Genomic DNA, 26,023 nt, shown 5'->3' with positions numbered 1-26,023 from the left:
ATGTTTTTTCCGGCACAAAAAAAGGGACGATTTCTCGTCCCTTCAGATTCTTCTCTGGCTATCAGTTACGGCGTTCAAATGCCAGTGCACGACGCTCAATCAGGCGCATCATCAGGGTCAGCAACCCGTTCACGCACAGATAAACCACACCGGCCGCACCAAATACCATCACGTCATACGTACGACCGTACATCAGCTGGCTGTGACCCATCACATCCATCAGCGTAATGGTGTAGGCCAGCGAGGTACTTTTAAACACCAGCACCACTTCGTTGGAATACGATGACAGCGCGCGTTTAAAGGCGTACGGCAACAGAATGCGCAAGGTTTGCGGCTTCGACATGCCAAGTGCTTCGCACGACTGCCACTGGCCGGACGGAATAGCGCGTACCGCACCGGTAAACAACTGTGTGGTATATGCCGCGCTGTTCAGCGCCAATGCAAACATCGCGCAAAGCCACGGCTGCGACAGGACTTCCCATAACCACGGAATTTCGCGGATCGACGGAAACTGGCCCGGTCCGTAGTAAATCAGGAAGATTTGCACCAGCAACGGTGTGCCGGTAAACAGCGTGATGTAACCTTTAACGATCTGGCTGGCAACCGGCACTTTCAGCGTCAGAACGACGGTGAAAATCATCGCCAGTAACAGTGCAACAATCAGTGCCGCCACGGTCAGTGTCAGGCTGGTGTGCAATCCTTTCAGGACTTCAGGTAAATATTCCCACATCAGGATGCACTCCGTTCAAAGCGTGTGGTACGCAGTTCGATACGTTTAATCACGAACTGGCTGAACAGGGTAACAAGCAGATAGATACACGCCGCAATCACATACCAGGTAAATGGCTCCTGCGTACGGGTCGCAATGCTTTTGGTTTGCAGCATCAGGTCGTTCACGCTGATAAGGGATACCAGTGCGGTATCTTTCAGCAGCACCAGCCACTGATTACTCAGCCCCGGCAACGCATGACGCCACATCTGCGGCATGATCAGGCGGAAGAAAATCGCCGACTTTTTCATGCCCAACACCTGACCGGACTCCCATTGCCCTTGCGGCACGGCTTTCAGTGCGCCGCGCAATGTCTGCGATGCATAAGCCGAATACAGCAGGGAAAGGGCGATCACACCACACACAAACGGGCTGACTTCGAAGTTCTCAATCGGCAACTTGATCGGTATGGCGAACAGGCCAAGATTGATGCTGAAGCCATCGGCCAGCACCATCAGCAGCTGTGAGGAACCAAAATAGATGAACAGTACCACCAGGATTTCCGGCAGACCGCGCAGCACGGTAACCCACGCGGTGCCCAGCCAGCTAAGCGGCTTCCACGGCGCGGATTCCCAGACTGCGAAAATCATCGCCAGCACCAGGCCGAGGATCAGCGCACAAACGGCAAGGCCGACGGTCATCCCGGCGGCGCTTGCTAAAGGTTGGAATTCAGTCATTGATAGGCAAACTTATTGCTGGAACCATTTTGAATACAGCGTTTTGTAAGTGCCGTCTGCTTTCACTTTTGCCAGAGCATCATTCAGTTTAGTCAGCAATTCGGTATTGTTCTGACGAACCGCAACACCCAGGCCGGTACCGAAGTAAGTCGGGTCAGTGATTTTGTCACCCACAGCGGCCAGATTTTTGTTCTGTTTAAGCCATTCATTCACCACGGCGGTGTCACCGAATACGGCATCCAGACGACCGTTTTTCAGGTCCAGTACGGCATTCTGATAGCTGTCGTAAGGTACGGCGGTGATTTCAGGGTGCTTATCCATCAGGTATTTCTGATGAGTCGTGCCGTTTTGCATACCGACACGTTTGCCTTTCAGCGCAGCAACGTCAGTGAACTGACCAGAATGGGCGATGAAAATAGCAGAGTTATCGTAGTACGGGTTGGTGAAAGCCACTTGTTTCTGACGTTCAGGCGTGATGTCCATACCGGAAATCACCGCGTCAAAACGGCGGAATTTCAGGCTCGGGATCAGGCTGTCGAACGCCTGATTGGTGAACGTACAGGTTGCCTGCATCTCTTTACACATGGCGTTCGCCAGATCGACGTCAAAGCCCTGGATCTGATTGCTGGAGTCTACAAACTCAAACGGAGGATAAGACGCTTCCATCGCGAAACGGATGGTATCAGCAGCGCTGGCAGACAAACTGACGGTAGCCAGAACCGCGGCAATTACTAATTTTTTCATCGCAAACTCCGTAGAAACATCAATCAATGTATTGATAGAAATACAGTTTAGTGGGAAAGGTAGCTGGCAAACTCTTTGGTTTGCGGCTGTGCGAAAACGGAGGCATCGCCTTGCTCGACAATGCGGCCATTTTCCATGTACACCACGCGGCTGGCGGTCTTACGCGCAACTTCAACTTCGTGGGTCACGATAACCTGAGTAATGCCGGTGCCGGCCAGTTCGCGAATAATGCTGACGATCTGGGCGGTGATTTCCGGGTCAAGCGCGGCGGTAGGTTCATCAAACAGCAGAACCTGAGGCTCCATCATCAGCGCACGGGCAATCGCCACACGCTGTTGCTGGCCACCGGAAAGATGCAACGGAAAACGATCGGCGTAATCGGTCAGACGCAGACGGGTCAGCAATTTCTGGGCACGCGCGAGCGCAACGTCTTTGGTCAGCCCCAGCACTCGCATAGGCGCTTCCAGTAAGTTGTCGAGCACCGTGCGGTGCGGCCACAGATTGTATTGCTGGAAAACCATGCCGACGTTCTGACGCAATTCGCGAACGGCTTTTTCATCCGGTTTGCGGGTGAAATCGAAGGTATTACCGGCGATCTGCAAAGTGCCTGAACGCGGCATTTCCAGCAGGTTCAGAACACGTAACAGGGAGCTTTTGCCTGCACCACTTGGGCCGAGTAAAACCAGAGTTTCACCGGCAGGGCAGTCGAGCTGAATGTCAAAAAGCGCCTGATGCACGCCGTAGAAGCAGTTGATGCTATTAAGTTGAATACTCATGCGCAAATAGTGAATAGCCATTGATGCCGCAGATGGTAACTTCCGCAGCATAGTTATGCAACGATCGCGGCTTAAAAATTATGTGTTACCGCAGGAATGCAAAAGTGTAGCACATCATATTGTTAAACCGCTGTGACGGGGATGTTGGTCAATGACGATAATTCATCACTGACCCACATTATGCAGCCGCTATTTTAGAGAAAGGAATGGCTTACTGGTGTTCTAAAACCTGGCGCAGTGTGCCACTTGAAGCGAAATCGAGGTTTGCCATATAACGCACATCATCAACCGTCCAGCATTGGCCTTCACGCACCATCAGCACTTCATCTTTCCAGCTTGTCGATGCGCCTTTGTCTTTCTCATGTGTGAAGGTGACGCGCAGGGGAATGTTACTGGCGTCGGTGTTCGGTATGGTGGAGGCGCTGTCTACGGAGGCAGACGTCGGTCCATCAAACAGGCTGGAGAAAATGTCACCATCGCCTGAACCAGCACCCGTTTTCTCGTTCGGTGAGGCGGCGATATCGACTTTCGGATGTGACTGCGCTTTCAGCAGCGCATCATACAATGCGGTGCTCAGATAAGGTCGGTATGCGGCCAGTTGGCTGGAATTGGGTAATCCGCTGCCGCCTTGTTTAATGCGAAAATCATAGAATTGCTGAGCAACGCTGTCAGGGCCGCCATCGACACAGGGTGCGGTGCGGCTGCCAATGTCCTTATATGCAGGTTCTACCGTGGTGCAGGCACTTAACATCAGTACCAGCGGGATGGCGGCGACAAGGGTTTTCTTTTTCATTGTATTCCTTACTGAAAGATTGAACATTTTCACCATGACGTTCTTTACCATACAGTATAAAACCGATTTGGCTTAATGCATGACGAAGAGAAATCAGTCAAAGGTAATACCTTGATCTCTCACGCAGGGTTTATGCTATTAATGACATTATTGCCAGGATTTGGACGACAACTGATAAGGAATACGCATGCAAATTTCAACCACTCCGACCCTCGAAGGTTTCACCATCGCTGAATATTGCGGCGTAGTGACGGGCGAAGCGATTTTAGGGGCAAATATTTTTCGTGATTTCTTTGCTGGTGTGCGCGATATCGTCGGTGGGCGTTCCGGCGCTTATGAAAAAGAGCTGCGCAAGGCGCGTGAAATTGCTTTCCGTGAACTGGAAGAACAGGCGAAAGAGCGCGGTGCGAACGCGGTTGTCGGTATTGATATCGATTATGAAACCGTGGGCAAAGACAGCAGCATGCTGATGGTCAGCGTGTCCGGCACCGCAGTGATTGTGCATCGCAAATGATCTGTCAGCGTGTGAAACGGGGTCTGTTCACCGTCGCATTACTCATGATGGCCGGTTGTCAGCACGCCAGCCAGCAGGGCGCGGATGCGCCATTCCGGCTGGAAACGGCGCGACAGGCGCAGGGCGCAGATCAGCGGATCCGTTTTCTGGTGATCCATTACACCGCTGAAGATTTCGACAACGCATTAAATACGCTTACAGATGAGCACGTCAGCGCACATTATCTGATCCCGGCGCAACCGCCACTTGAAGCGGGTAAACCGGTGGCGTGGCAACTGGTGCCTGAAAATATGCGCGCCTGGCATGCCGGTGCCAGCAGCTGGCGCGGGCGTACCAATCTTAACGATACGTCGGTGGGCATCGAACTGGAGAACAAAGGCTACAGCAACTATTTGCTCGGCAAAAAATTCTATCCGTTCCCGCCTGCGCAAATAGATTTACTGGCTAATCTGAGCCAGGAGATTGTCGCGCGTTATCAGATAGAACCGCGCAATGTGGTGGCGCACAGCGATATCGCGCCGCAGCGCAAAGATGACCCCGGTCCGCTGTTCCCCTGGCAGGAAATGGCCGAACGTGGGATTGGCGCGTGGCCGGATGCGGCGCGGGTGAATCAGTATCTGGCGGGACGTAATCCGCAACAGCCTGTCGATCAGGCGCAGTTGCTGGTGTTGCTGAAAGCGTACGGATATTCAGTGGAAGATAATATGACGCCGCGTCAGCAGCGTCGGGTGATTGCGGCATTCCAGATGCATTTCCGCCAGAGTGATTATCGCGGCCATGCGGATGCTGAAACTGAAGCGATCGTCCGGGCGCTGTTACAGCAGTTTCCGGAGAAGAACGACTGAAACCAGCGACTGACCTGTACGGTCAGTCGCGTTTCGGACCGATGCCGTGCAGCCCCTGAAGTTTACCGTGATCGCGTAACCAGTCGGCGGTGCGGATAATCCCCTGATCGAGTGAAATCACCGGCACATAACCGAGTTCTTTCTGCGCACGCTGTGTGTCGAGCGTGAGATCGAAATTGAGTTTTGCCACACTGTAATGCGTCAGCACCGGTTCTTTCTGCGAGCTTTTGCTGATGCGCTCCATGCCCCGCGCCATCATATCCAGCAGCGGATACGGTACCGAACGGATGCGATATTTGATATCCAGATTTTCCATCAGTTGTTTCACCAACGTACACAGCGGACGCGGTTGCTGATTTGTAATATTGAACGCGCGACCTGATTCTGTTGCCTGCGACTGCGTCGCCAGCCACATTGCATGCACGGCATTCTCAACGTAGGTCATGTCCACCAGCGCTTCTCCGCCGCGTGGCAGCATCAGTGTTCCGCCATATTTCAGCATTTGCAGCAAACGCGGCATCATGACGTTGTCGTGCGGGCCGAAAATGCCCTGCGGTCGCAAAATGGTGAAATGCGTTTGTGGATTCGACAATGCCAGCGTGTGGATCACCTGTTCACCGGCGGCTTTGCTGCGTGCAAAGGAGTTGGCGAAACGGTGCGGGCGAAAGTCTTCCTGAATATCACGGTGATGGTGAAAATCGAAGTAGATCGCCGGTGACGAAATATGCACGAAGTTTTCCACACCATATGCCGCGGACCATTCGCCCAGACGCCGTGTGGCGCGCACATTCGCCAGCTCGAATTCCTGTTCACTGCCCCACGGCGACATCAGCCCTGAGCAGTGCCAGACGGTATCGATATCTGCCAGCAGGGCTTTGGCCTGAGCAGACACCAGCGTGGTGAGATCGGCGTGAATAAATTCTGCGCCCATTTTCTGCAAAAGCGATCCCATGGCGGCATTCCGTCCCGTCGCCCTGACTTTGATGCCTTTATTTCGCAGAAACTCAACGGCATTTCTTCCAAGACCGCCGCTCGCACCGGTAACCAAAACCTTCATATACAGGCCAATGCCTTCATAAATAGAGAAAAATTGTTGTCAGCGTCGGGGTTCTGGCACCCCTCAGCAATAAGGGTGCCATTCTTTCGTGAAATTGTGCGGGTTGCAATGGGAAAGGGGGAAAGCTGTGTCTGAAAGCAGATTAAATGACCCTCTTTAGCGTCCGCAACGGTCTTTCTGCCGGGCAAGGCTGGCGATGCGTTTTGCCATACCACGAAAAATAAACTGATGAGCGGGCATCATACTGAACCAGTAAAGCAGGCCGCTGAACCCTGCCGGATGCCACCAGGCGCGCACATCCAGGCTGCGGCTTTCACCGTGGTCGGTAATCGTGAACGTTAAACGACCGAGCCCCGGCGCTTTCATGCCGAATAACAGCGCCAGTTCGCGCTGAGGTTTCAGGCCGATCACTTTCCAGCCATCAATTTTATCGCCAGGTTTCAGGAAATCACGATCCGGACGGCCGTATTTCACGCCGCCGCCGAGTAAATCGTCGATCCGTGCCCGCGTTTTCCACAAACCGTTGGCATAGAAATACCCTTCAGCGCCCCCAAGCTGCTGAATGACTTTCCATAATGCGGCTTTTGACGCCGACGTTTCCAACGTGAAACCCGCCTGTTTCGGATAATAACCGTAGCCTGGACGCCAGCGCGCACGGGCGTCAGGATCGTATCCCCAGTCCGGTGAATCCATGATCTGTTGCTGTTCTTTTTCCAGCGTACTGCGGATCGCCTCATCAATGGGGATCAGTGTTTGCGGGATCAGCTTTTGCAGTTTCTCACTGTCGGCCGGTAAATCGTGGTTCAGCCCCTGGATCAGCGCTTTTGCCAGTGACGTCGGCACGGAGGTGATCAGGCTGAGAAAATATACCGAAACAAAAGATGTTGGCAGGGGAACGGGGAGCAGCCAGCGGCGTTTACCGCTCATCGCGATAAAGCGTTTAAACAGCGTCTGATAGCTGATGTATTCCGGCCCCGCAGCCTCCAGAATCTGATTTTCAGTGGCGGGCAGTGTCACCAGCCCCTGTAAATAATTAAGCAGATTTTCCAGTGCAATGGGCGACGACTTTGAGCGAACCCAGCGCGGCGGCGTCAGCACCGGCAGGTTGTACACCATGTCACGCATCACTTCGAACGCGGCAGAACCGGCACCAATCACGATGCCGGTGCGCATTTCCGTCACCGGAATAGTACTCATGCGCAGCAAATCGCCGGTGAGTTTTCTCGCCTGCAAATGCGCTGAATGATTGCCTTCCGGCTGCATTGAGCCGAGATAAACAATGTGCTTAATGGAGGAATCTTTCAGTGCCAGCAGAGTGTGCTGCGCCGCCTGCCGTTCTTTTTCCAGTAAATCATCATCTTCTGCCATGGCGTGAACCAGATACACCAGCACGTCAGCGCCTTCAAAGGCGGCAGCCAACGTTTTACTCTGATAGACATCCGCGAAGCAGCAGCGGACGTTTGGCCATTTTTGCTGTTGCAGCCATTCGATACGGCGTGCGGCGGCCGTGACCTTGAAACCTTGCTGGCTCAGATGCGCCGTCAGATGTTGTCCGATATACCCGCTGGCACCGAGAACGACGATCCGGCCAGTGTGTGTCGTGATTGGCATTTCCATTTGCTCGGTCAGTGTAAGGGAGATAAAGCAGAAAGTACGGCGATACCCGCGCAGGCTATCGCCGTCAACCGGATTGTCAGGCGTGCTGATGCAGGAATTCCTGCCACAGCGCCACGACTTTTTGCAGATCTTCACGACTGATATTGATATGCGTCAGCACGCGTGTGACCGGCCCCGCACTGATGATCACACCGCGCTCCTGCATCCACGGCCCCATTTTGGCTGCCAGTTCCGCGCTTTGTTTAATGTACAGCACATTGGTTTGGGCACCGGGTTCAGCGATTTCTACGCCGATTTTGCGCAGTTCCTGTGCCAGCCACTGTGCATTGTCGTGGTCATCTTGCAGACGTGAAACGTTATTTTCCAGCGCGTAAATTGCTGCTGCGGCCAGAATACCGGACTGGCGCATACCACCACCGGTCATTTTGCGCCAGCGGTTAGCACGCTGGATGTAATCTTTGCTGCCGACCAGAAGGGAACCAATCGGTGAGCCCAGACCTTTCGACAGGCAGATGGTCAGCGTGTCGCAATACTGAGTGATCTCACGTAATTCCACGTTCAGTGCCACTGCCGCATTCATGATACGCGCGCCATCAATGTGCAGTGCCAGCCCTTTTTCACGGGTGAAGGCGAACGCCTTTTGCAGATAATCCAGCGGAAGCACTTTGCCACTGTGGGTGTTTTCCAGGCTCAGCAGACGGGTCCGGGCAAAATGGATATCATCGGGCTTGATGGCTGCCGCGATCTTATCCAGCGGGATAGAACCGTCAGCATCCATGTCCAGCGGCTGAGGCTGGATACTGCCGAGCACCGCGGCTCCACCTGCTTCATACATATAATTGTGAGCTTTCTGACCAACAATATATTCTTCGCCACGCTGGCAGTGCGTCAGCAACGCCACCAGATTGGCCTGCGTACCGGTTGGTAAAAACAGCGCCGCGTCTTTGCCACACAACTTTGCCGCCATGTCCTGTAAAGCATTTACCGTTGGGTCATCGCCGTAGACATCATCGCCGACTTCAGCGCGGGCCATGGCCTGACGCATAGCTTCACTGGGGCGGGTTACGGTATCACTGCGTAAATCGATCAACGTGGCTTCCTTCTGGGTGAATGCCCCTTAAGGGGGCAGGTATGATTATTTAATCATGCACTATAGCCCTGTCGGGGTTATCGCAGCCAGTTGGTTTTTGCCAGTTCGACCACTTCGTCGCCCCGGCCGCTGATCACCGCGCGCAGCATGTACAGGCTGAAGCCTTTTGCCTGTTCGAATTTTATCTGCGGTGGCATCGCCAGTTCTTCAGTGGCGGTGATCACATCGATCAGCACCGGCCCCTCGTAGGCGAACGCATCCTGCAAGGCGGTGTTGATATCGGAGGATTTTTCAACCCGAATACCTTTGATGCCAGCAGCTTCAGCGATAGCGGCGAAATCCGGGTTTTTCAGCTCGGTGCCATCCGTCAGATAACCGCCGGATTTCATTTCCATTGCGACAAAGCCCAGTACGCTGTTATTGAAAATAATGATTTTCACCGGCAGCTTTTGCTGCGCCAGCGTCAGGAAATCCCCCATCAGCATGGCAAATCCGCCGTCGCCGCACAGCGCCACAACCTGACGTGAGCGGTCAATGGCCTGCGCACCAATCGCCTGCGGCATGGCGTTGGCCATCGAGCCGTGGTTGAACGAGCCGAGCAAACGGCGCTGGCCGTTCATTTGCAGATAACGACACGCCCAGACGGTCGGCGTGCCGACGTCGCAGGTGAAAATCGCATCGGCAGCGGCAAAGCGGCTAATCTGCTGCGCCAGATATTGCGGGTGGATCGGTTGCTTGTCGTTCGGCGTCGCCAGCCCGTCGAGATCTTTGCGCGCTTCCTCGTAATGCTTCAGCGCCTTGTCGAGGAACTTGCGTTCATTTTTTACCTGCAACTGCGGCAGAAGGGCGGTCAGGGTGGATTTTATGTCGCCGACCAGCGCCATATCCACATGGCAATGTGCACCGATGCTGCCCGGATTGATATCAATCTGAATGATTTTGGCATCGGTTGGATAAAACGCGCGATACGGGAATTGCGTGCCGAGCAGGATCAGCGTGTCGGCATTGAGCATGGCATGATAACCGGAAGAGAAGCCGATCAGCCCGGTCATACCGACGCTGTACGGGTTATCCCATTCGATATGTTCTTTGCCGCGAAGTGCATGCACCACCGGCGCTTTCAGGGTTTCAGCCAGTCTGATCACTTCATCGTGCGCACCCGCGCAGCCGCTGCCACACATCATCGTAATGTTGGTCGCGCCGTTCAGCAGTTCCGCCAGCTTTTCCAGTTCTGTAGGCTGTGGCGTGACTTTTGGCAGCACAGGCGGATACCAGCTGACTTTAGCATCTTCCGGCGCAGGCTTGAGCGCCACATCACCCGGCAGCACAATCACTGATACGCCACGGTTGAGAATGGCTTTGCGCATGGCGATCGCCAGTACCTGAGGGAGTTGCTCGGGATTGCTGATCAGTTCGCAGTAATGGCTGCATTCACGGAATAATTCGGTCGGGTGGGTTTCCTGAAAGTAACCGCTGCCGATTTCACTCGACGGGATATGCGCGGCAATCGCGACAACCGGCACATGATTGCGATGGCAATCGAACAGGCCGTTGATCAGATGCAGGTTGCCCGGGCCACAAGAACCGGCGCACACCGCCAGTTCGCCGGTGATTTGTGCTTCGGCTCCGGCGGCGAATGCGGCCACTTCCTCATGGCGCGTACCCAGCCATTCGATGGTACCCATGCGGTTCAGGCTGTCGCTTAACCCGTTCAGGGAATCGCCGGTGACGCCCCAGATCCTTTTTACGCCTGCTGCCTCGAGAGTTTTCGCCAGGTATGCTGCTACGCTTTGTTTCATAGTCCCTCCGGTGCGCCCGTCATCCTTCGAGCTGCCTCTGCGTTGGCTGCTTTCGCGAACCCGGTCACATACTTATGTATGCTCCCGGCGATTCACTCAGTTGCCGCCTTGATCCAACTCGAATGATTTAGGGCTAATTTTCAAATAAGTGGATTAAGCATAGTCCACTGATTACATCCTTGAATGTTCAGCCTTAAACCATACAAAAATATGCGGAGGAGGGAGGTGAAGAATTGTAAATCTGCCCGCGCAGACTGTAAAAAGTCATGAGCGGGCAGTGAGTTACTGCGGGAGATCAGGCGAGGGTGACGTCGCCCTGGAGCTGACAGCTACAGGCCAGCACATAACCCTGAGCGACCTCTTCGTCGGTCAGTGTCATGCGGCTGGTGGTCTGGTAATCACCGGAAAGTATCCGGGTTTTACAACTGCCGCAGACGCCTGCACGGCAGGCTGCGGTGACCGGCAAACTGTGCTGTTCCATGGCTGCCAGCAATGTCGTTCCCACCGGTACGCGGTAATTCTGTAACGGTGTCAGGTGGGTCAGCGTCAGTTGCTGGTCGGCAGACACTTCAGTTTGCTGTGCCTGAAACTGCTCTTTGACGATATTCTCTGCCGTTGCGCCCAGTTGTTTCACCCATTCTCCGGCCAGTTGCATATAAGGCGCAGGGCCGCAAATCATTACCCGACGTTCACGGATATCCGGCACCTGACTTTGCAGTAGATCCTGGCTCAGGCGACCGGCGATTTGGCCGGGTTTTGCATCCTGTTCCACAAGAAGAATCAGATTAAGCTGCGGATACGCTGCGGCCAGTTGCTGCCATTCTTCGGCAAAAATGATGTCCTGCGGGCTGCGCACGCTGTAAAACACCTGCACGCTTTGCGCCGGATGATGCGCCAGAATATCGCGCGTGATCGACATAACCGGCGTCACGCCACAGCCAGCCGCCAGCAACAACAAAGGCTGTGGCGTATCGCAGGTGAATTCCCCCAGCGCATCGCTCAGCCAGAGATAATCACCGGCTTTCACCTGCTGCGTCAGCCATGGCGAACCTACGCCGCCCCCGATGCGGCGCACCGTCAGCTGAATAAAGCGGCTATTGCCCGGTGTGGAAGACAGTGTATAGGCACGCTGTACGTCACCACTCTGGCCAATATTCACCAGAGCAAACTGGCCGGGACGGTACGAATACACATCGTGATTAATCAGCGACAGCGTGCGGACATCCGGCGTTTCCTGTGTGACGGAATACACCTGCATGCGGTTCTGGCACAACGCGGTCGGCTGATCGGGAAATAAGGGAAAATTCATTTCAGCTTACTCCGGCAGCATGGTTTTCAGATCCTGCTCAACCGAGGTGATTGCGCGCAGGCCAAATTTTTCATTCAGGATCGCCAGCAGGTTATCGGTGAGGAAGGCCGGTGCCGTCGGGCCGGTGGCGATATTTTTTACGCCAAGCGACAGCAGGGTCAGCAGGATCACGATCGCTTTCTGTTCAAACCACGACAGCACCAGACTCAGCGGTAAATCATTCACACCGCAGCCTAATTTCTCAGCCAGATTCACGGCCAGAATAATGGCGGAATAGGCGTCGTTACACTGGCCGACGTCCAGCAGACGAGGCAGGCCTTCAAGCGTACCGAAATCCAGTTTGTTGAAGCGGTATTTGCCGCAGGCCAGCGTCATGATCAGGCAGTCCTGCGGTACGCTAAGCGCCAGATCGGTGAAGTAGCTGCGTTCTCCGCGACTGCCGTCACACCCGCCGATCAGGAAGATGTGGCGCAGTTTTTTTGCGGCAACCAGATCGATGACGGTGTCTGCTGCGCTGAGTAACGTCTGGCGGCCGAATCCGACGGTAATTTCCTGTTCAATCTCGCTGTAGCGGAAGCCCGGAAGCTGCAATGCCTGCGCAATCACCGGCGCAAAATCTTCGCCTTCCAGATGTTGCACACCCGGCCAGCCGACAATGCTGCGGGTCCAGATGCGGTCACCATAATTCCCGACATTCGGGTCAATAATACAGTTCGAGGTCATGACGACAGGGCCGGGGAATTTGGCGAACTCCACCTGCTGATTTTGCCAGCCGCTGCCGTAGTTACCGGCCAGATGCGGGAATTTTTTCAGTTCGGGATAACCGTGCGCCGGCAGCATTTCGCCGTGGGTGTAAATATTGATACCGGTGCCGACGGTTTGCTCGAGCAGCATCTGCAAATCTTTCAGGTCGTGACCGGAAATCAGAATCGCTTTACCTGCCAGCGGACGGACATTGACCGCCGTCGGTTGCGGATGTCCGTAAGCATCGGTTTCGCCTTTGTCCAGAATGGCCATCACGCCAAAGTTCATTTTGCCGATTGCCATCGCGTTCGCGAGCAGCTCGCCCATGTCGGACGGTTGCGTGCCCAGCCACGCCATCAGGCGATGATATTCGGCGTAAATGGCGCTATCAGACTGGCCCAGAACATGCGCGTGCTCCATATACGCCGCTGCACCTTTCAGGCCATACAGGCACAGCATACGCAGGCCGTGAATGTCATCACCGATCTGCGCTTTGTCACCGTTGAGCGCAAATTGCTGTGCCTGCTGTTGCAGCTCGCTGAGATTATCGCTCACCAGTTCCAGTGCGGCCAGCGGATGGTTAATGGTGATTTCCGCATCCATCAGACGGCAGCGGGTAGCCAGCGATTCGCGATAAAGAACGGCTTCACGGGCATAACCGACGATACGCTCAGAATCGAAGTTTACGTTGGTCAGCGTGGAGAAAAAGGCGCGGGGTGCGAAGCTGTCGATCTCTTCATCAATGATGCCATACCCGCGTGCGGTCAGTGCCCAGGCAGATAAACCTTCTAACACCGCGACCAGTAAGTCTTGTAAATCAGAAGTTTCGGCTGTTTTGCCACACATACCTTGCGCATACGCGCAACCATTGCCCACCGGGGTACGGACTGTTTGTTCACATTGCACACAAAACATAATGAGGTCCTTTTAAAGTTGCATTTGAAATGCTTGTTTTGATGCAAGCCTAGAGCTGGCTGAGACAGAAATGAAGGGATTTTTAAGACAAAGTGACGCGGAGTTGATTTACCGCAAGTTTTGCCGGGCGGTTCCCGCTGCGGGATGGCAGCGGGACGGGCAGGGATCAGGCAGAAAAAAAGGCCATTAAGACCGGGGCAATCAGGCTGAGGATAAAGCCGTGCACCACGGCCGGAGGCACCATATCCAGTCCGCCGCTGCGCTGTAACACCGGCAGGGTAAAGTCCATGGATGTCGCGCCGCACAGGCCGAGAGCCGTCGAACGGCTGCTGCGCACCAGTGTCGGAATCAGCATGATGGCGCAGAGTTCGCGGGCAAGATCGTTAAAGAAGGCCGCGCTGCCAATCACCGGTCCGAAAGAATCTGTCAGAACGATGCCTGAAAGCGAATACCAGCCATAACCGGAGGCGATGGCCAGCCCGGTTTTCAGCGGTAAACCCAGCAGCAGTGCGGCAAGTGCACCGCCAATCAGGGCGCTGAGGGCCACCACGATTGCTACCATCATGCCGCGACGGTTCAGGATAATCTGGCGCAGGGTCATGCTGCTGTTGCGCAGTTGCAGACCGACCAGCGCCAGCAGGAATAACAACGCGATTTCGCTGGCCTGCGACGCGAAGGTAAGCCAGTGCCATTGTGTCAGACCCAGCGCAAAACCCCCGACCACCACGCCGCACAGTTTCAGTGATTCCAGTGCCATGTGAATGCGGGACGGCAATTTTTCCTGTTTATACTGCGTTTTCCAGGGCTTGCGGCGTTCCAGCAACCACAGCGCGGCGTAGTTCATCACGAAGATGCACAGGAAACAGACGGCGGCATATTTGAAAATCAGCAGCAAATTGGTGCTGAGATTGTCCAGGAAAGCCAGACTGATGCCCATAATGAACAGGATGACGTACACCATCCAGCTCAGTAACTGGTTAACAAGATGCAACAGGGCACGGTTTTTGAGCGGAATAAGGTAGCCGGCAATCAGCGGCAAAAGAATAATTAACAGCCCGGAGTACATGATGCAAAAGTCCCTGAAAAGTAAGATCCCATGAGTGGCGCGCAGCACATAAAATGCCGCCCGCCACGCTAACGAAAAGTTATCTGACTGTAAAGCAGCTTCGGCACGCAGAGATATCTCTGCGAGCTTGACCTGAACCGATTTTTAACGCCATGCTCAGGAAAGTTTTGAGCACACAGGAGGCGTCTGATGTATCTGGAACGTGTTGATATTGTCGGTTTTCGCGGGATTAACCGCCTGTCTTTGACGCTGACGCAGCCCGCGCAACGTGGCGCATCGATTACCGGTTCTGCCCATCAGGGGCAGGCCGAATCCTTTCTGACCAACACCGTGTTAATCGGCGAGAACGCCTGGGGGAAATCCAGCCTGCTCGATGCGTTAACTCTGCTGCTTTCCCCCGAATCTAAATTGTACTGCTTTAAAGAGGAGGATTTCTATTTCCCGGCAGGCGAAGAGGAGGCCAAATCACAGTACCTGCACGTGGTGTTTACATTTTGCGAGAACCAGGCCGGTCATCATATGTCGCCGCGCTTTAATCCGCTCTCACCGCTTTGGGTGAAATGTGCCGATAAACTGAACCGTATCTATTATCGTCTTGAAGGAGAGCTGGACGACGATGGCAGCGTGATGACGCTGCGCAGTTTTCTGTCGTCCAACGGTCAGCCTTTAAATCTGACGACGATTGATCCGCTTGCGCAGGCGTTGATCCGCCTGAACCCGGTATTACGCTTACGCGATGCGCGCTTTATTCGCCGTCTGCGCAGCGAAACACTGGCGCCGCGGCTGGCAGTCAATAATGAAGAGCTGGCAAAACAGCTTGATGAACTGACGCGCGAATTGGTTCACAGCCCGCAGACGCTGAAAAACAGTGAACTGCGCAGTGGCCTGTCGGCGATGCGACAGTTGCTGGAACACTATTTTGCCGAGCAGGGGACGTCCAGCAGCGCACCCTGGCAGCAAAAGCGTCATGGCCGGGCGGAGAGCCGCCGCGCATGGCGTTCGCTGGATAACATCAATCGCATGATTGCCGAACCCAACAGCCGCAGTATGCGGGTGATGCTGCTTGGCATGTTCTCGACATTGTTACAGGCGAAAGGCTCGGTGGTGCTGCATCCGGATGCCCGGCCACTGTTACTCATTGAAGACCCCGAAACCCGTTTGCATCCGATCATGCTATCGGTGGCCTGGGGATTACTGGATCAGTTGCCGTTGCAGCGTATCACCACCACCAACTCCGGCGATTTGTTGTCGCTGGTGCCCGTTGAGCAAATATGCAGACTGGTGCGTGAGTCCGGCCGCGTCGCGGCTTACGCCATCGGTCCTGAAGGGCTGAGTATGGAAGACAGCCGCCGCATCGCTTTCCATATCCGTTTTAACCGTCCCTCGTCTTTATTCGCCCGCTGCTGGCTGCTGGTGGAAGGCGAGACCGAAGTCTGGTTGCTGAACCAGCTGGCGCGTCAGTGTGGTTATCATTTTGAATCGGAAGGGATAAAGGTTATTGAGTTTGCACAATGTGGCCTGAAGCCTCTGCTGCGTTTTGCGCGGCAAATGGGCATCGAATGGCATGCGCTGGTCGACGGTGACGAAGCCGGTCGCAAATATGCTGCGACAGTGATTGCGAACGTGGAAAACCACAATGATACGCTGCGATATCGCCTGACGGCGTTGCCGTCGCAGGATATCGAACACTTTTTGTATCGCGAGGGTTTTGAAGACGTTTACCGCAAGAATGCGGCGATACCGGACAATGTGCCGATGTCGCCGAGAAGAATTATCGATAAAGCCATTCACCGCAGTTCGAAGCCAGATCTGGCGATTGATGTGGCACTTGCGGCCTCGTTGCGGGGAACCTCGTCTATTCCTCCGCTGCTGCGGCAAATGTTTTCCCGCGTGGCATGGCTGGCACGCGGCAGGGCGGATTAAGCGGCGTGGCTGTTTTCGGTTATCACGGGGTTGCCATGTCCGCTGGAAAAAGTGCGACGGATCTGCGTTTCCAGATCGTCTAACAGCTGGTAACGGCGACGGTATTCCGAGCGTCGTTTACTGGCGATTTCTTCCAGCGGGCGATGGGCAATCTGTGAAGGTAAATGGAAATAACCGTCATCGCCCGGTTTAGCATCCAGCGTTTCCCAAAAACTGTCGTAATCGGCAAACACCATGCCTTTGCGTTTTTTGTAGCGCGGGTTTTCATAAATATGGGTGTGATTTCCCACCGCCACGATTTGCTGCATGCCGGTGACGTCTGCGAGTGTGGTCAGCGCTTCAATCACCAGACGTTTAGGGAATAAACCGTGGCAGGCTTTGGTCGCTGTTTGTATCTCCAGATGATCCACGTGCGCGCGTGGCCCCTGTAACGCGCCGATAAACAGCGTAGGACGCCCCTGATATTCAATAAACGAAAACGTCACGATCGCAATCGGTTCACCCTGCGGAGTATTAAATGTCAGGGTGGCTTCGCCTTCTTTATCGAGACGGCTGATGGCATTAAAGGCGACAAAAAAATGTTGCCCCTCTTTGCCTGTCAGCGTGGCGATCGCCATCGGCTTTTTATTCAGATAACCGTGATTAATAGCGTCGGGCAGGCAATGACCAATCATATCGTAGTGATCAGTGATGCGTTTCATCGCCTGTTGCGGCGTGATATTTGCCGACTGATACGCCCTGTGCAGCTTACAAGGCAGGCTGGGCATGGCGGTCAGGATTTCGTCGCGCTGCGGATGCTGTGCCAGATAATCAAGCATCCCAAGCGTTCTGCGCGGGTGCGCCAGCGTGCGGAAGAGGAATTTGAGGCGATAGCGTGGTAATTCCCATGATGGCCCCGGCGTTATCTGACGGGTGAGCAATGCCTTCATTAACTGAAGGCCGGTAAGTGGCGCCTTTTCTACAGAAGGGTAGCTGAAAGTAGTCATGGAAATACCTGTTGTCGTGAGCCAGAGTTTTGTGGTGGCTATTTCATCAGGCCAAGAATAAACAGGTATACAACGGTGGGAATTATGGAGAAATTGCATGTAATTTGTTGAGATGATGTTTAGATTTACATCCTCATATGATGTGTCTTAGCAATTTGTGTCTAAAAAATGTACTTTTTTTCACGCTCAGGACTTGAAGCCGGAAGCATTCTCCCCCATAAATAAAAATGCCAGTCAGTAAGTGACCGGCATTTGCAGTTGAAGCGTTATCTGATGCGTGATGCTGAACCGGTCAGGCGACCACTTCACTTTCCACTGGAATAATGAGACTGGCATGATTCCCCTTTGGGCCTTCATGAACGTCGAAATTGACCTGCTGGCCGGCTTTCAGAGTCCGGTAACCCTCCATCTGGATTGTGGAGTAGTGAGCGAAGATGTCTTCACCGCCATTTTGCGGGCAAATGAAGCCAAAGCCTTTAGCATTATTGAACCATTTAACAGTACCCGTCTGCATGCTTCTACATCCCTCTCATGACTAGTCTGGTAGTAAATAGATAAAGCCAGTTGAGTGAGCCCGAAGGCCGGAACACGGCGGATAAGCGTCTGTTCAGGCCGGTTTAAACTCCGTTCAGCTCACGAATTTACACTCTAGTGGAATAGAGTTAGACGTCAAGGAAACGGCATTTGTCGCGGGGGAGCAGATAACCAAAGTTTGAAGCAGGTAACGCTATTGACATATTTTGTTAAGTTTTGCCCGGCGTTGTCTGACGTACGTAGACATTTTGTGCAGCGGCAAGGTGAGGCCAGAGATGGTAAAATACGGTAATAACAGCGCGAGGCTCTGCAGAAAGTCTTCCCGTTTGTGTATTTGGCTTCCAATACGATCTTCACAGGTGATGAACAGGCAATGGGTAATAATCAAGACTGGCTAAATTTTGAACATTTGGCGGCGGATAAGCAAAAGGATGAGGTAAAACCGCCATCTATGTATAAAGTTATATTAAACAACGACGATTACACTCCAATGGAATTTGTGATTGACGTTCTGCAAAAGTTCTTTTCTTATGATATTGAACGTGCAACGCAACTGATGCTCCAGGTGCACTACAGAGGTAAAGCGATATGCGGCGTTTATACTGCCGAAGTCGCGGAAACCAAGGTCGCACACGTAAATGAGTACGCCAAGGAGAATGAGCATCCGTTGCTGTGTACGCTGGAAAAAGCCTGATTAAGGCAATCTATTTGGGAGGTGCCTATGCTCAATCAAGAACTTGAACTCAGTCTCAACATGGCTTTCGCAAGAGCCCGTGAGCACCGGCATGAGTTTATGACCGTGGAGCACCTGTTGCTGGCGTTGCTCAGCAACCCTGCTGCCCGTGAAGCGCTCGAAGCTTGTACAGTTGATTTAGTGGCCCTGCGCCAGGAACTGGAAGCCTTCATCGAGCAAACCACACCCACCTTACCTGCCAGTGAAGAGGAACGTGACACCCAGCCTACGCTGAGTTTCCAGCGCGTTCTGCAACGTGCGGTATTCCACGTGCAATCTTCTGGCCGCAGTGAAGTGTCCGGCGCCAACGTTCTGGTCGCGATTTTCAGCGAACAGGAATCTCAGGCTGCCTACTTACTGCGTAAACATGATGTCAGCCGCCTTGATGTGGTGAACTTTATCTCGCACGGCACCCGTAAAGATGAATCGGGTAGCCAGGCGCAAAACAATGCGGAAAACCCAGTTAACGAAGAACAGTCGGCGGGGGAAGATCGTATGGAGAACTTCACCACTAATCTTAACCAGTTAGCGCGCGTAGGTGGTATCGATCCGCTGATTGGCCGTGACAAAGAACTGGAGCGCGCCATTCAGGTGCTCTGCCGTCGCCGTAAAAACAACCCGCTGCTGGTGGGCGAATCCGGCGTAGGTAAAACGGCCATTGCCGAAGGGCTGGCATGGCGAATCGAGCAGGGCGATGTGCCGGAAGTAATGGCGGATTGCACCCTGTATTCTCTGGATATTGGTTCGTTGCTGGCGGGTACCAAATACCGCGGTGATTTCGAGAAACGTTTCAAATCTCTGCTGAAACAGCTGGAGCAGGATAAAAACAGCATTCTGTTTATTGATGAAATCCACACGATTATCGGTGCCGGTGCGGCGTCAGGTGGTCAGGTGGATGCGGCAAACCTCATCAAACCGTTGCTGTCGAGCGGCAAAATCCGCGTGATTGGTTCGACGACCTATCAGGAATTCAGCAATATCTTTGAGAAAGATCGCGCTCTGGCACGGCGTTTCCAGAAAATTGATATTACTGAGCCAAGCGTTGAAGAAACCGTCCAGATTATTAACGGCCTGAAAACCAAATACGAAGCGCATCACGATGTGCGCTACACCGCGAAAGCGGTGCGTGCGGCGGTCGAGCTGTCGGTCAAATACATTAATGACCGTCATCTGCCGGACAAAGCCATCGACGTGATTGACGAAGCGGGCGCACGTAGCCGGTTAATGCCGGTCAGCAAACGCAAGAAAACCGTGAATGTCAGCGATATCGAAAGTGTCGTAGCGCGTATTGCCCGCATTCCGGAAAAAACTGTGTCTGCGACAGACCGTGATGTCCTGAAAAGTCTGGGCGACCGCCTGAAAATGCTGGTCTTCGGACAAGATCCGGCCATTGAAGCACTGACCGAAGCGATCAAGATGAGCCGCGCCGGTCTGGGTCAGGATCACAAGCCTGTCGGTTCGTTCCTGTTCGCCGGTCCAACCGGGGTGGGGAAAACCGAAGTGACGGTTCAGTTGGCGAAAGCGATGGATATCGAACTGCTGCGTTTTGATATGTCCGAATACATGGAACGTCATACGGTCAGCCGTCTGATCGGTGCGCCTCCGGGATATGTCGGTTTTGATCAGGGCGGTTTGCTGACGGATGCGGTGATTAAACATCCGCACGCCGTCGTGCTGCTTGATGAAATAGAGAAGGCGCATCCGGATGTCTTCAACCTGCTGCTGCAGGTAATGGACAACGGTACGCTGACCGATAACAACGGTCGCAAAGCAGATTTCCGTAACGTGATTTTGGTGATGACCACTAACGCCGGTGTGCGTGAAACGGAACGTAAATCGATTGGTCTGGTGCATCAGGATAACAGCCCGGATGCGATGGAAGAGATCAAACGGACCTTTACGCCGGAATTCCGTAACCGTCTGGACAACGTTATCTGGTTCAACCATTTGTCTACGGAAGTTATCCAGCAGGTTGTCGACAAGTTTATCGTCGAACTGCAGGCGCAACTGGATGCGAAAGGCGTTTCTCTGGAAGTCAGCGACGAGGCTCGCGACTGGCTGACAGTGAAAGGCTATGACCGTGCGATGGGTGCGCGTCCGATGACCCGTACCGTTCAGGAAAACCTGAAAAAACCACTCGCTAACGAGCTGCTGTTTGGTTCACTGGTGGATGGCGGTTCCGTCTCTGTGGCACTGGATAAGGCGGCTGACAAGCTCACTTATCACTTTATGAGTGCGCAGAAGAAAAAACCGGAAGGTGCGGTGCATTAATTTTTCATAAAGCATGAAAAAACAAAAGGCGATGTGAAAACATCGCCTTTTTTCTTTCTGAAATTCTTTATTTAATTGCAGTAATTAGTGAGGGATTTCAGAAAGGATAATGGAACAAAACGCCGGATTGCGGATACCACAAAACGCCCTTGCAACAGCAGGAAGGGCGAAAAGGGTATCCTCAGGTATCGCCGGAAAATCAGCGATGAGTGAGCCGCTTATTAACGGCTACGGAAGACAATGCGGCCTTTGCTCAGGTCGTACGGGGTCAGCTCTACAGTGACTTTGTCGCCCGTCAGGATGCGGATGTAGTTCTTACGCATTTTACCGGAGATGTGAGCGGTAACTACGTGTCCGTTTTCTAATTCTACACGGAACATAGTGTTTGGCAGCGTATCCAGTACGGTGCCTTGCATTTCAATGTTGTCTTCTTTGGCCATCGAATCCTCTAGGTCTAACTACCATAGTTTTTAACCGGCAAGATAATGCCGAAAAACCCACATTATGTAAAGAAGTATGGTCCATGACCGCACCTATTCCCTATCCTTCGGGAACACCGGCAGGTCTTCATCATGTGGGGATAAGTCTTGTGGCAACCAGCAATCCGGTGCTAACGCGCGTTGCGAAAGTGCGGATAACTGCTGCAAAAATTGGCGGCGGGGGATCTCTCTCGCACCCAGCGACGCAGTGTGAGGGTTGAGCACCTGACAGTCAATCAGTTCTCCTCCATTGCGGGAAAAATGTTGGCAAAAAAGCATAAGCGCGCACTTAGAGGCATTCTCCCGCCGGCTGAACATCGACTCACCGCAAAATAATCCGCCGACAGAAACGCCGTACAAACCGCCAACCAGTTCATCACCTTCCCAGACTTCAACCGAGTGCGCGCGTCCGGCTTCATGCAATTCCTGATAACCACGCTGCACCAGCGGCCCGATCCAGGTGCCATCTTCACGCTGCATGGCGCACGCATGGATCACCTGCTCAAATTGCTGGTTGAGGGTGAAACGAAACGGCATCTTGCGCATAAAACGTTTCAGACTGCGGCTGGCGTGGCGTTCTCCCGGGACCAAAATTGCGCGGGGGTCAGGTGACCACCAGAGGATCATTTCCCCCGGCTCGAACCAGGGGAAAATGCCATGCTGGTACGCGGAAAGCAGGCGGGGAGCGGTAAGATCGCCCCCGATAGCCAGCAGGCCATTCGGCTCCTGCAATGCGGTTTCAGGTTCCGGGAAATTCAATGAATTGGCCTCAAGCTTAACTAACCGCATAGATCTCCTTATCCGGCGGACACGTCCGCCGTAAAACCACAAACAACCCCGTCAGGCGCGGGCAAGGAACCTTGCATAACGACTTTGTGCCGCGGTTAACGTCTGGTGATCGCCTTGTTCCACAATCTGCCCCTCTTCCATAACACATATCCTGTCGAGGGCTTCCAGACCGTGCAAACGGTGCGTCACTAAGAGTAGCGTCTTATTCTGACAATGCTTGTGCAGCAGTGCCAAAATGTGTTGTTCCGTTTCTGCATCCAGCCCTTCCGTGGGTTCATCCAGCAACCACAGTGGCGCGTCATGTAACAAAGCTCGCGCCAGCCCGATACGACGCTGTTCGCCGCCGGAAAGCTGACGTCCGCCTTCACCGAGCCAGGCATTCAGGCCTTCGTTTTCCAGCAGGACATGTAAATCAACTTGTTTCAGAGCATCGGCGATTTGTTCGTCGGTGCTCTGCGGCGATGCCATGCGCAGGTTTTCGCGCAGCGTGGTGTTAAAGACGTGCGCACGCTGGCTGACGACGGTGATCATTTTGCGCAGTGTCGCTTCATCATAATCAGCAACCGGATGACCGTTGATTTCCAACGTACCGTTGCTGATATCCCAGGCGCGAGTCAGCAGTTGCAGCAGGGTGGATTTGCCACAACCGGTCTGACCAAGCAGGGCGATGTGCTCACCGGCACGGACATCCAGATTGATATTTTTCAGCACCGGCAAGGGTTGCCCCGGATAGCTGAAAGTCACATTTTTCAGCGACAGACTAACCCGTTCACCGGCCAGCGGGCCCTGAGACGGGAAGGTCACATCTGCGGGCTGGTCGATGATCTGGCTGACGCGCTGAGCTGAGGCGATAACCTGCCCGAGATGCTGGAATGCGGCGGCTACAGGTCCCAGCGCTTCGAATGCCGCCAGCGGGGTGAAGACAAACAGTGCGATCAGTGCGCCCGGTTGCGGGAACTGGTTGATACCACCGGCAGCCAGCCATAGCATCAGTGTAACGGTCAGACCGGCCGCTGCGATCACCATTGCCTGAGAGAGGCCCGTGAGTTTTGCCTGCTGCTGCTGGCGCAACATCCAACGCTGTTCGATATCATTGAGTTGCTGGCGGAACCGCGACTGAGCGCCGAAAACCACCAGTTCAGACTGCCCCTGTAACCACGATGTCAGTTGCATCCGGTAGCTACTGCGCAGCGCCGTCAGTTCACGTCCGGCAGGTTTTCCCGCGCGGTAGAAAATCACCGGCAGGAGCAGCATCAGCACCAGCATAATCGCGCCCAGCGTCAGCGCCAGTTTCACGTCGAGGAAGCTCAGGCCGAAGGTCACCAGAATGATCACCACCAGCGCACTCACCAACGGAGAAATGACCCGCAGATATAAGTGATCGAGCGTATCGACATCGGCGACCAGGCGGTTAAGCAGGTCAGCCTGACGGAAATGTGCAATCCCCCCCGGTGACAGCGGCAGAATTTTTGTGAATGTAAACACCCGCAAATGCGCCAGCACACGGAAGGTCGCGTCGTGGCTGACCAGACGTTCAGCATAGCGGCCTGCGGTACGAAATATCGCAGCACCGCGCACACCGGCTGCGGGCAGCATATAGTTGAAGCTGTATAAACCGGCGACACCGGCCACTGCCGAGGCTGCCAGGAACCAGCCAGAGAGCGTCAGCAGACCGATGCTCGCCAGTAAGGTGACGATGGCCAGAATGACACCCAGTGACAGACGGAACCCGTGGCGGCGGTACAGGGCGAGATAAGGCAGAAGGGTTTTCATCATTAAAGCTCCTTATTCCGCCGGGAAAGCAGACTGGCGAATAAACCGTTCTGAGTCACCAGTTGCGCGAAGGTGCCACGCTCAGCGATCAGGCCTTTCTCCATCACCCAGATTTCGTCGTAGTCACGGGTATCTTCCAGTTGATGCGTTACAAGCAGTGAAGTCTGCGCTTTTGAGGCTTCGCTCAGCGCGCTCATTACACGTTTTTCGCTGTGCGCATCCAGGCTGGCGGTCGGCTCATCGAGAAGTAACAAACTGCATGGTGAGAGCAGGGCGCGGGCAACGGCGACGCGTTGCGCCTGTCCGATAGATAACCGCGCAGCACTGTCACCCAGTTCAGTTTCCAGCCCCAGCGGTAACAAGGGTAGAAATTCATTCACATACGCACGTTCAATGGCGGACTGAAGCTGTTCGTCACTGACCTCCGGCTGATTAAGCAGAATGTTGGCGCGCAGGGTAAGTTCGGGCAGATACGGGTTCTGGCCCACCCAGCTCAGCTGTTTACGCCATTCGTCACTACGCAATGATTTCAGTTCAATACCGCTGGCAGTAAGGGAACCCTGGTAAGGCAGGAAGCCCAGCAGGGCGTTGAGCAGGGAGCTTTTCCCCGCGCCGCTCAGGCCGACAATCGCGATACGTTGTCCGGTCTGAATGCTAAACGTTAACGGACCGGCCAGCGTTTTGCCTTGCGGTGACTGAATAATGACGTCGCGGGCTGCCAGTGCCACTGTCTGCCCGGCTGGCCAGGGTTGCTCGCCGTCACCCATATCGGCACTTTCTGCGCTCAGAAACGTGACTAAACTTTCTGCTGCGCCGATGGCTTGCGCTTTGGCGTGGTAAAACGCGCCCAGATCACGCAGAGGCTGGAAAAACTCAGGGGCAAGTATCAGTACCAGAAAGCCAGCGAACAGGGTCACAGGCGTGCCGTAACTGCCAAAATTGAGTTCACCGAGATAGGAGAAGCCGAAGTAAACCGCGACAACGGCGATAGAAATAGAGGCGAAGAATTCGAGTACAGCGGAAGATAAAAAGGCCAGACGCAGAACGTCCATCGTGCGGGCGCGGAAGTTTTCAGTTGAACGCTTAATCTGGTCGATTTCCGCTGTGCCGCGATGGAAAAGGCGAAGCGTATCAAGACCGCGCAGGCTGTCGAGAAAATTCCCACTCAGACGCGCCAGCGCGACAAAGTTACGACGGTTCGCATCAGCGGCCCCCATACCGACCAGTGCCATAAACAGCGGGATCAGCGGCGCTGTCACCAGCAAAATAAGCCCGGCGGCCCAGTTAATCGGGAAAATACTGACCAGGATGAGGAGGGGAATAATACCTGCGAGAGCGATCTGCGGCAGATAACGGGAATAGTAATCCTGCATATCTTCGATTTGTTCAAGAATAATGCTGGCCCAACTGCCCGCCGGTTTTCCCTGGATCCAGGCAGGTCCCAGCTTCTCGAGACGATCCAGCACCAGCTTGCGCATTTCCTGACGGATAACACGTCCGCAAATAAAGCCCACCTGTTCACGCAGCCAGGTGACCACAGCGCGCAGAACAAACGTCAGCGCCATTAACAGGAAACTTTGCAGCAGGGCATCACGCGGTGTGTGGTCAATGATCAGGCTGTGCAGTAATCCGGCCATCAGCCAGGCTTGCGCGAGGATCAGCAAACCGGAAAGTAAACCCAGCATCATAGACAGACGGATCCAGCCTTTGGCGCGTGAGCTTTGTTGTTTTAACCAGCGGATAAGTTCTTGTTGTCGTGTTTTATTCATCAGGCATCAGTCTGTGCAGCAATCCGGATGGGAGGGCGCTCATGTTACATG

23 protein-coding genes are annotated in these 26,023 nt (G+C 54.0%); 5 read left to right on the top strand and 18 right to left on the bottom strand.

What is annotated here, in order from left to right; genetic code table 11:
- Positions 1-61 precede the first annotated feature (61 nt).
- The 5 genes from artM to DXU84_RS06025 form a co-directional block, all read right to left on the bottom strand.
- The gene (artM, locus tag DXU84_RS06045) at positions 62-730 is read right to left on the bottom strand and encodes an arginine ABC transporter permease ArtM (RefSeq protein WP_112151156.1); all 669 of its coding nucleotides are present in this window, start codon (positions 728-730) and stop codon (positions 62-64) included.
- Positions 730-1,446 carry an arginine ABC transporter permease ArtQ gene (gene artQ, locus DXU84_RS06040; protein WP_013574753.1) on the bottom strand — a complete coding sequence of 239 codons (717 nt, stop codon included), beginning with the start codon at positions 1,444-1,446 and terminating at the stop codon, positions 730-732. The genes artM and artQ overlap by 1 nt, the downstream gene beginning before the upstream one ends.
- 12 nt (positions 1,447-1,458) lie before the next feature.
- The gene (gene artJ, locus DXU84_RS06035) at positions 1,459-2,190 is read right to left on the bottom strand and encodes an arginine ABC transporter substrate-binding protein (protein ID WP_013574754.1); all 732 of its coding nucleotides are present in this window, start codon (positions 2,188-2,190) and stop codon (positions 1,459-1,461) included.
- Positions 2,191-2,237: 47 nt separating this feature from the next.
- The gene (gene artP, locus DXU84_RS06030; RefSeq protein ID WP_015689572.1) at positions 2,238-2,966 is read right to left on the bottom strand and encodes an arginine ABC transporter ATP-binding protein ArtP; all 729 of its coding nucleotides are present in this window, start codon (positions 2,964-2,966) and stop codon (positions 2,238-2,240) included.
- A 211-nt stretch (positions 2,967-3,177) separates the two neighbouring features.
- Positions 3,178-3,759: a lipoprotein gene (locus DXU84_RS06025; protein ID WP_153375093.1), complete on the bottom strand. Its 582-nt coding sequence runs from the start codon at positions 3,757-3,759 to the stop codon at positions 3,178-3,180.
- Positions 3,760-3,946: 187 nt separating this feature from the next.
- Between DXU84_RS06025 and DXU84_RS06020 the strand changes: the two genes are divergently transcribed.
- Both DXU84_RS06020 and DXU84_RS06015 read left to right on the top strand, forming a co-directional pair.
- Positions 3,947-4,273, top strand: coding sequence for a heavy metal-binding domain-containing protein (locus DXU84_RS06020; RefSeq protein ID WP_013574757.1), 327 nt, complete (start codon positions 3,947-3,949; stop codon positions 4,271-4,273).
- Positions 4,270-5,118 (top strand): N-acetylmuramoyl-L-alanine amidase, encoded by an 849-nt coding sequence (locus DXU84_RS06015; RefSeq protein ID WP_153375091.1) that lies wholly within the window; start codon positions 4,270-4,272, stop codon positions 5,116-5,118. Before DXU84_RS06020 ends, DXU84_RS06015 begins: the two co-directional genes overlap by 4 nt.
- Before the next feature lie 22 nt (positions 5,119-5,140).
- Here DXU84_RS06015 and DXU84_RS06010 read toward each other — a convergent pair whose 3' ends face one another.
- The 7 genes from DXU84_RS06010 to DXU84_RS05980 all read right to left on the bottom strand — a co-directional run bounded on the left by DXU84_RS06010 (position 5,141) and on the right by DXU84_RS05980 (position 14,715).
- On the bottom strand, positions 5,141-6,175 hold the full coding sequence (locus tag DXU84_RS06010) for an NAD(P)-dependent oxidoreductase (protein WP_013574759.1): 1,035 nt from the start codon (positions 6,173-6,175) through the stop codon (positions 5,141-5,143).
- Between the two features lie 156 nt (positions 6,176-6,331).
- Positions 6,332-7,786, bottom strand: coding sequence for a DUF2867 domain-containing protein (locus tag DXU84_RS06005; RefSeq protein WP_112151154.1), 1,455 nt, complete (start codon positions 7,784-7,786; stop codon positions 6,332-6,334).
- A gap of 82 nt (positions 7,787-7,868) precedes the next feature.
- Positions 7,869-8,882 carry a low-specificity L-threonine aldolase gene (ltaE, locus tag DXU84_RS06000; RefSeq protein ID WP_153375089.1) on the bottom strand — a complete coding sequence of 338 codons (1,014 nt, stop codon included), beginning with the start codon at positions 8,880-8,882 and terminating at the stop codon, positions 7,869-7,871.
- A gap of 77 nt (positions 8,883-8,959) precedes the next feature.
- Entirely contained in the window at positions 8,960-10,681 is a 1,722-nt protein-coding gene (poxB, locus tag DXU84_RS05995) for a ubiquinone-dependent pyruvate dehydrogenase (protein ID WP_153375087.1), read from the bottom strand.
- Between the two features lie 295 nt (positions 10,682-10,976).
- Positions 10,977-11,990 (bottom strand): NADH oxidoreductase, encoded by a 1,014-nt coding sequence (gene hcr, locus DXU84_RS05990; protein ID WP_153375085.1) that lies wholly within the window; start codon positions 11,988-11,990, stop codon positions 10,977-10,979.
- A 6-nt stretch (positions 11,991-11,996) separates the two neighbouring features.
- A complete protein-coding gene (gene hcp, locus DXU84_RS05985; RefSeq protein ID WP_112151151.1) occupies positions 11,997-13,649 on the bottom strand; it encodes a hydroxylamine reductase in 1,653 nt (550 codons plus the stop codon).
- Positions 13,650-13,815: 166 nt separating this feature from the next.
- Positions 13,816-14,715 (bottom strand): lysine exporter LysO family protein, encoded by a 900-nt coding sequence (locus DXU84_RS05980; RefSeq protein ID WP_013574765.1) that lies wholly within the window; start codon positions 14,713-14,715, stop codon positions 13,816-13,818.
- Between the two features lie 189 nt (positions 14,716-14,904).
- Here DXU84_RS05980 and DXU84_RS05975 point away from each other — a divergent pair, with 189 nt between their 5' ends.
- Positions 14,905-16,638, top strand: a complete 1,734-nt coding sequence (locus DXU84_RS05975) for an ATP-dependent endonuclease (protein WP_013574766.1) — start codon at positions 14,905-14,907, stop codon at positions 16,636-16,638.
- Here the strand turns inward: DXU84_RS05975 and DXU84_RS05970 are convergent.
- Together DXU84_RS05970 and cspD are read right to left on the bottom strand one after the other, a co-directional pair.
- The gene (locus tag DXU84_RS05970; RefSeq protein ID WP_153375083.1) at positions 16,635-17,624 is read right to left on the bottom strand and encodes a VirK/YbjX family protein; all 990 of its coding nucleotides are present in this window, start codon (positions 17,622-17,624) and stop codon (positions 16,635-16,637) included. The two genes, DXU84_RS05975 and DXU84_RS05970, sit on opposite strands and share 4 nt — an antisense overlap.
- 292 nt (positions 17,625-17,916) lie before the next feature.
- Positions 17,917-18,138, bottom strand: a complete 222-nt coding sequence (cspD, locus tag DXU84_RS05965; RefSeq protein WP_013574768.1) for a cold shock-like protein CspD — start codon at positions 18,136-18,138, stop codon at positions 17,917-17,919.
- Between the two features lie 393 nt (positions 18,139-18,531).
- On the opposite strand from cspD, the gene clpS reads away from it, so the two are divergent.
- Positions 18,532-18,852, top strand: a complete 321-nt coding sequence (clpS, locus tag DXU84_RS05960) for an ATP-dependent Clp protease adapter ClpS (RefSeq protein WP_013574769.1) — start codon at positions 18,532-18,534, stop codon at positions 18,850-18,852.
- 27 nt (positions 18,853-18,879) lie between these two features.
- The gene (gene clpA / locus DXU84_RS05955) at positions 18,880-21,162 is read left to right on the top strand and encodes an ATP-dependent Clp protease ATP-binding subunit ClpA (protein ID WP_013574770.1); all 2,283 of its coding nucleotides are present in this window, start codon (positions 18,880-18,882) and stop codon (positions 21,160-21,162) included.
- A 221-nt stretch (positions 21,163-21,383) separates the two neighbouring features.
- Here clpA and infA read toward each other — a convergent pair whose 3' ends face one another.
- From infA to cydD, 4 genes are all read right to left on the bottom strand, one after another.
- Positions 21,384-21,602: a translation initiation factor IF-1 gene (gene infA / locus DXU84_RS05950; RefSeq protein WP_002211347.1), complete on the bottom strand. Its 219-nt coding sequence runs from the start codon at positions 21,600-21,602 to the stop codon at positions 21,384-21,386.
- Between the two features lie 93 nt (positions 21,603-21,695).
- Complete coding sequence (gene aat, locus DXU84_RS05945; protein ID WP_013574771.1) at positions 21,696-22,430, bottom strand: leucyl/phenylalanyl-tRNA--protein transferase; 735 nt, start codon at positions 22,428-22,430, stop codon at positions 21,696-21,698.
- A 51-nt stretch (positions 22,431-22,481) separates the two neighbouring features.
- Positions 22,482-24,203, bottom strand: coding sequence for a cysteine/glutathione ABC transporter ATP-binding protein/permease CydC (cydC, locus tag DXU84_RS05940; protein ID WP_041689066.1), 1,722 nt, complete (start codon positions 24,201-24,203; stop codon positions 22,482-22,484).
- A 2-nt stretch (positions 24,204-24,205) separates the two neighbouring features.
- The gene (gene cydD / locus DXU84_RS05935; protein ID WP_013574773.1) at positions 24,206-25,972 is read right to left on the bottom strand and encodes a cysteine/glutathione ABC transporter permease/ATP-binding protein CydD; all 1,767 of its coding nucleotides are present in this window, start codon (positions 25,970-25,972) and stop codon (positions 24,206-24,208) included.
- Between the last annotated feature and the right edge of the window lie 51 nt (positions 25,973-26,023).

The organism is Rahnella sp. RcJ3 (genome assembly GCF_009498575.1).
GTDB classification, from domain to species: Bacteria; Pseudomonadota; Gammaproteobacteria; order Enterobacterales; family Enterobacteriaceae; genus Rahnella; species Rahnella aceris.
Note: the sequence above shows the minus strand (reverse complement) of the source record. Positions and strands in the feature narration are given on the sequence as shown.

Excerpts from the sequence above, each read along its gene's own strand:
- artM (WP_112151156.1), bottom strand. The coding sequence starts at position 730 with ATGTGGGAATATTTACCTGAAGTCCTGAAAGGATTGCACACCAGCCTG.
- artQ (WP_013574753.1), bottom strand. The coding sequence starts at position 1,446 with ATGACTGAATTCCAACCTTTAGCAAGCGCCGCCGGGATGACCGTCGGC.
- artJ (WP_013574754.1), bottom strand. The coding sequence starts at position 2,190 with ATGAAAAAATTAGTAATTGCCGCGGTTCTGGCTACCGTCAGTTTGTCT.
- artP (WP_015689572.1), bottom strand. The coding sequence starts at position 2,966 with ATGAGTATTCAACTTAATAGCATCAACTGCTTCTACGGCGTGCATCAG.
- DXU84_RS06025 (WP_153375093.1), bottom strand. The coding sequence starts at position 3,759 with ATGAAAAAGAAAACCCTTGTCGCCGCCATCCCGCTGGTACTGATGTTA.
- DXU84_RS06020 (WP_013574757.1), top strand. The coding sequence starts at position 3,947 with ATGCAAATTTCAACCACTCCGACCCTCGAAGGTTTCACCATCGCTGAA.
- DXU84_RS06015 (WP_153375091.1), top strand. The coding sequence starts at position 4,270 with ATGATCTGTCAGCGTGTGAAACGGGGTCTGTTCACCGTCGCATTACTC.
- DXU84_RS06010 (WP_013574759.1), bottom strand. The coding sequence starts at position 6,175 with ATGAAGGTTTTGGTTACCGGTGCGAGCGGCGGTCTTGGAAGAAATGCC.
- DXU84_RS06005 (WP_112151154.1), bottom strand. The coding sequence starts at position 7,786 with ATGCCAATCACGACACACACTGGCCGGATCGTCGTTCTCGGTGCCAGC.
- poxB (WP_153375087.1), bottom strand. The coding sequence starts at position 10,681 with ATGAAACAAAGCGTAGCAGCATACCTGGCGAAAACTCTCGAGGCAGCA.
- hcr (WP_153375085.1), bottom strand. The coding sequence starts at position 11,990 with ATGAATTTTCCCTTATTTCCCGATCAGCCGACCGCGTTGTGCCAGAAC.
- hcp (WP_112151151.1), bottom strand. The coding sequence starts at position 13,649 with ATGTTTTGTGTGCAATGTGAACAAACAGTCCGTACCCCGGTGGGCAAT.
- DXU84_RS05980 (WP_013574765.1), bottom strand. The coding sequence starts at position 14,715 with ATGTACTCCGGGCTGTTAATTATTCTTTTGCCGCTGATTGCCGGCTAC.
- DXU84_RS05975 (WP_013574766.1), top strand. The coding sequence starts at position 14,905 with ATGTATCTGGAACGTGTTGATATTGTCGGTTTTCGCGGGATTAACCGC.
- DXU84_RS05970 (WP_153375083.1), bottom strand. The coding sequence starts at position 17,624 with ATGACTACTTTCAGCTACCCTTCTGTAGAAAAGGCGCCACTTACCGGC.
- cspD (WP_013574768.1), bottom strand. The coding sequence starts at position 18,138 with ATGCAGACGGGTACTGTTAAATGGTTCAATAATGCTAAAGGCTTTGGC.
- clpS (WP_013574769.1), top strand. The coding sequence starts at position 18,532 with ATGGGTAATAATCAAGACTGGCTAAATTTTGAACATTTGGCGGCGGAT.
- clpA (WP_013574770.1), top strand. The coding sequence starts at position 18,880 with ATGCTCAATCAAGAACTTGAACTCAGTCTCAACATGGCTTTCGCAAGA.
- infA (WP_002211347.1), bottom strand. The coding sequence starts at position 21,602 with ATGGCCAAAGAAGACAACATTGAAATGCAAGGCACCGTACTGGATACG.
- aat (WP_013574771.1), bottom strand. The coding sequence starts at position 22,430 with ATGCGGTTAGTTAAGCTTGAGGCCAATTCATTGAATTTCCCGGAACCT.
- cydC (WP_041689066.1), bottom strand. The coding sequence starts at position 24,203 with ATGAAAACCCTTCTGCCTTATCTCGCCCTGTACCGCCGCCACGGGTTC.
- cydD (WP_013574773.1), bottom strand. The coding sequence starts at position 25,972 with ATGAATAAAACACGACAACAAGAACTTATCCGCTGGTTAAAACAACAA.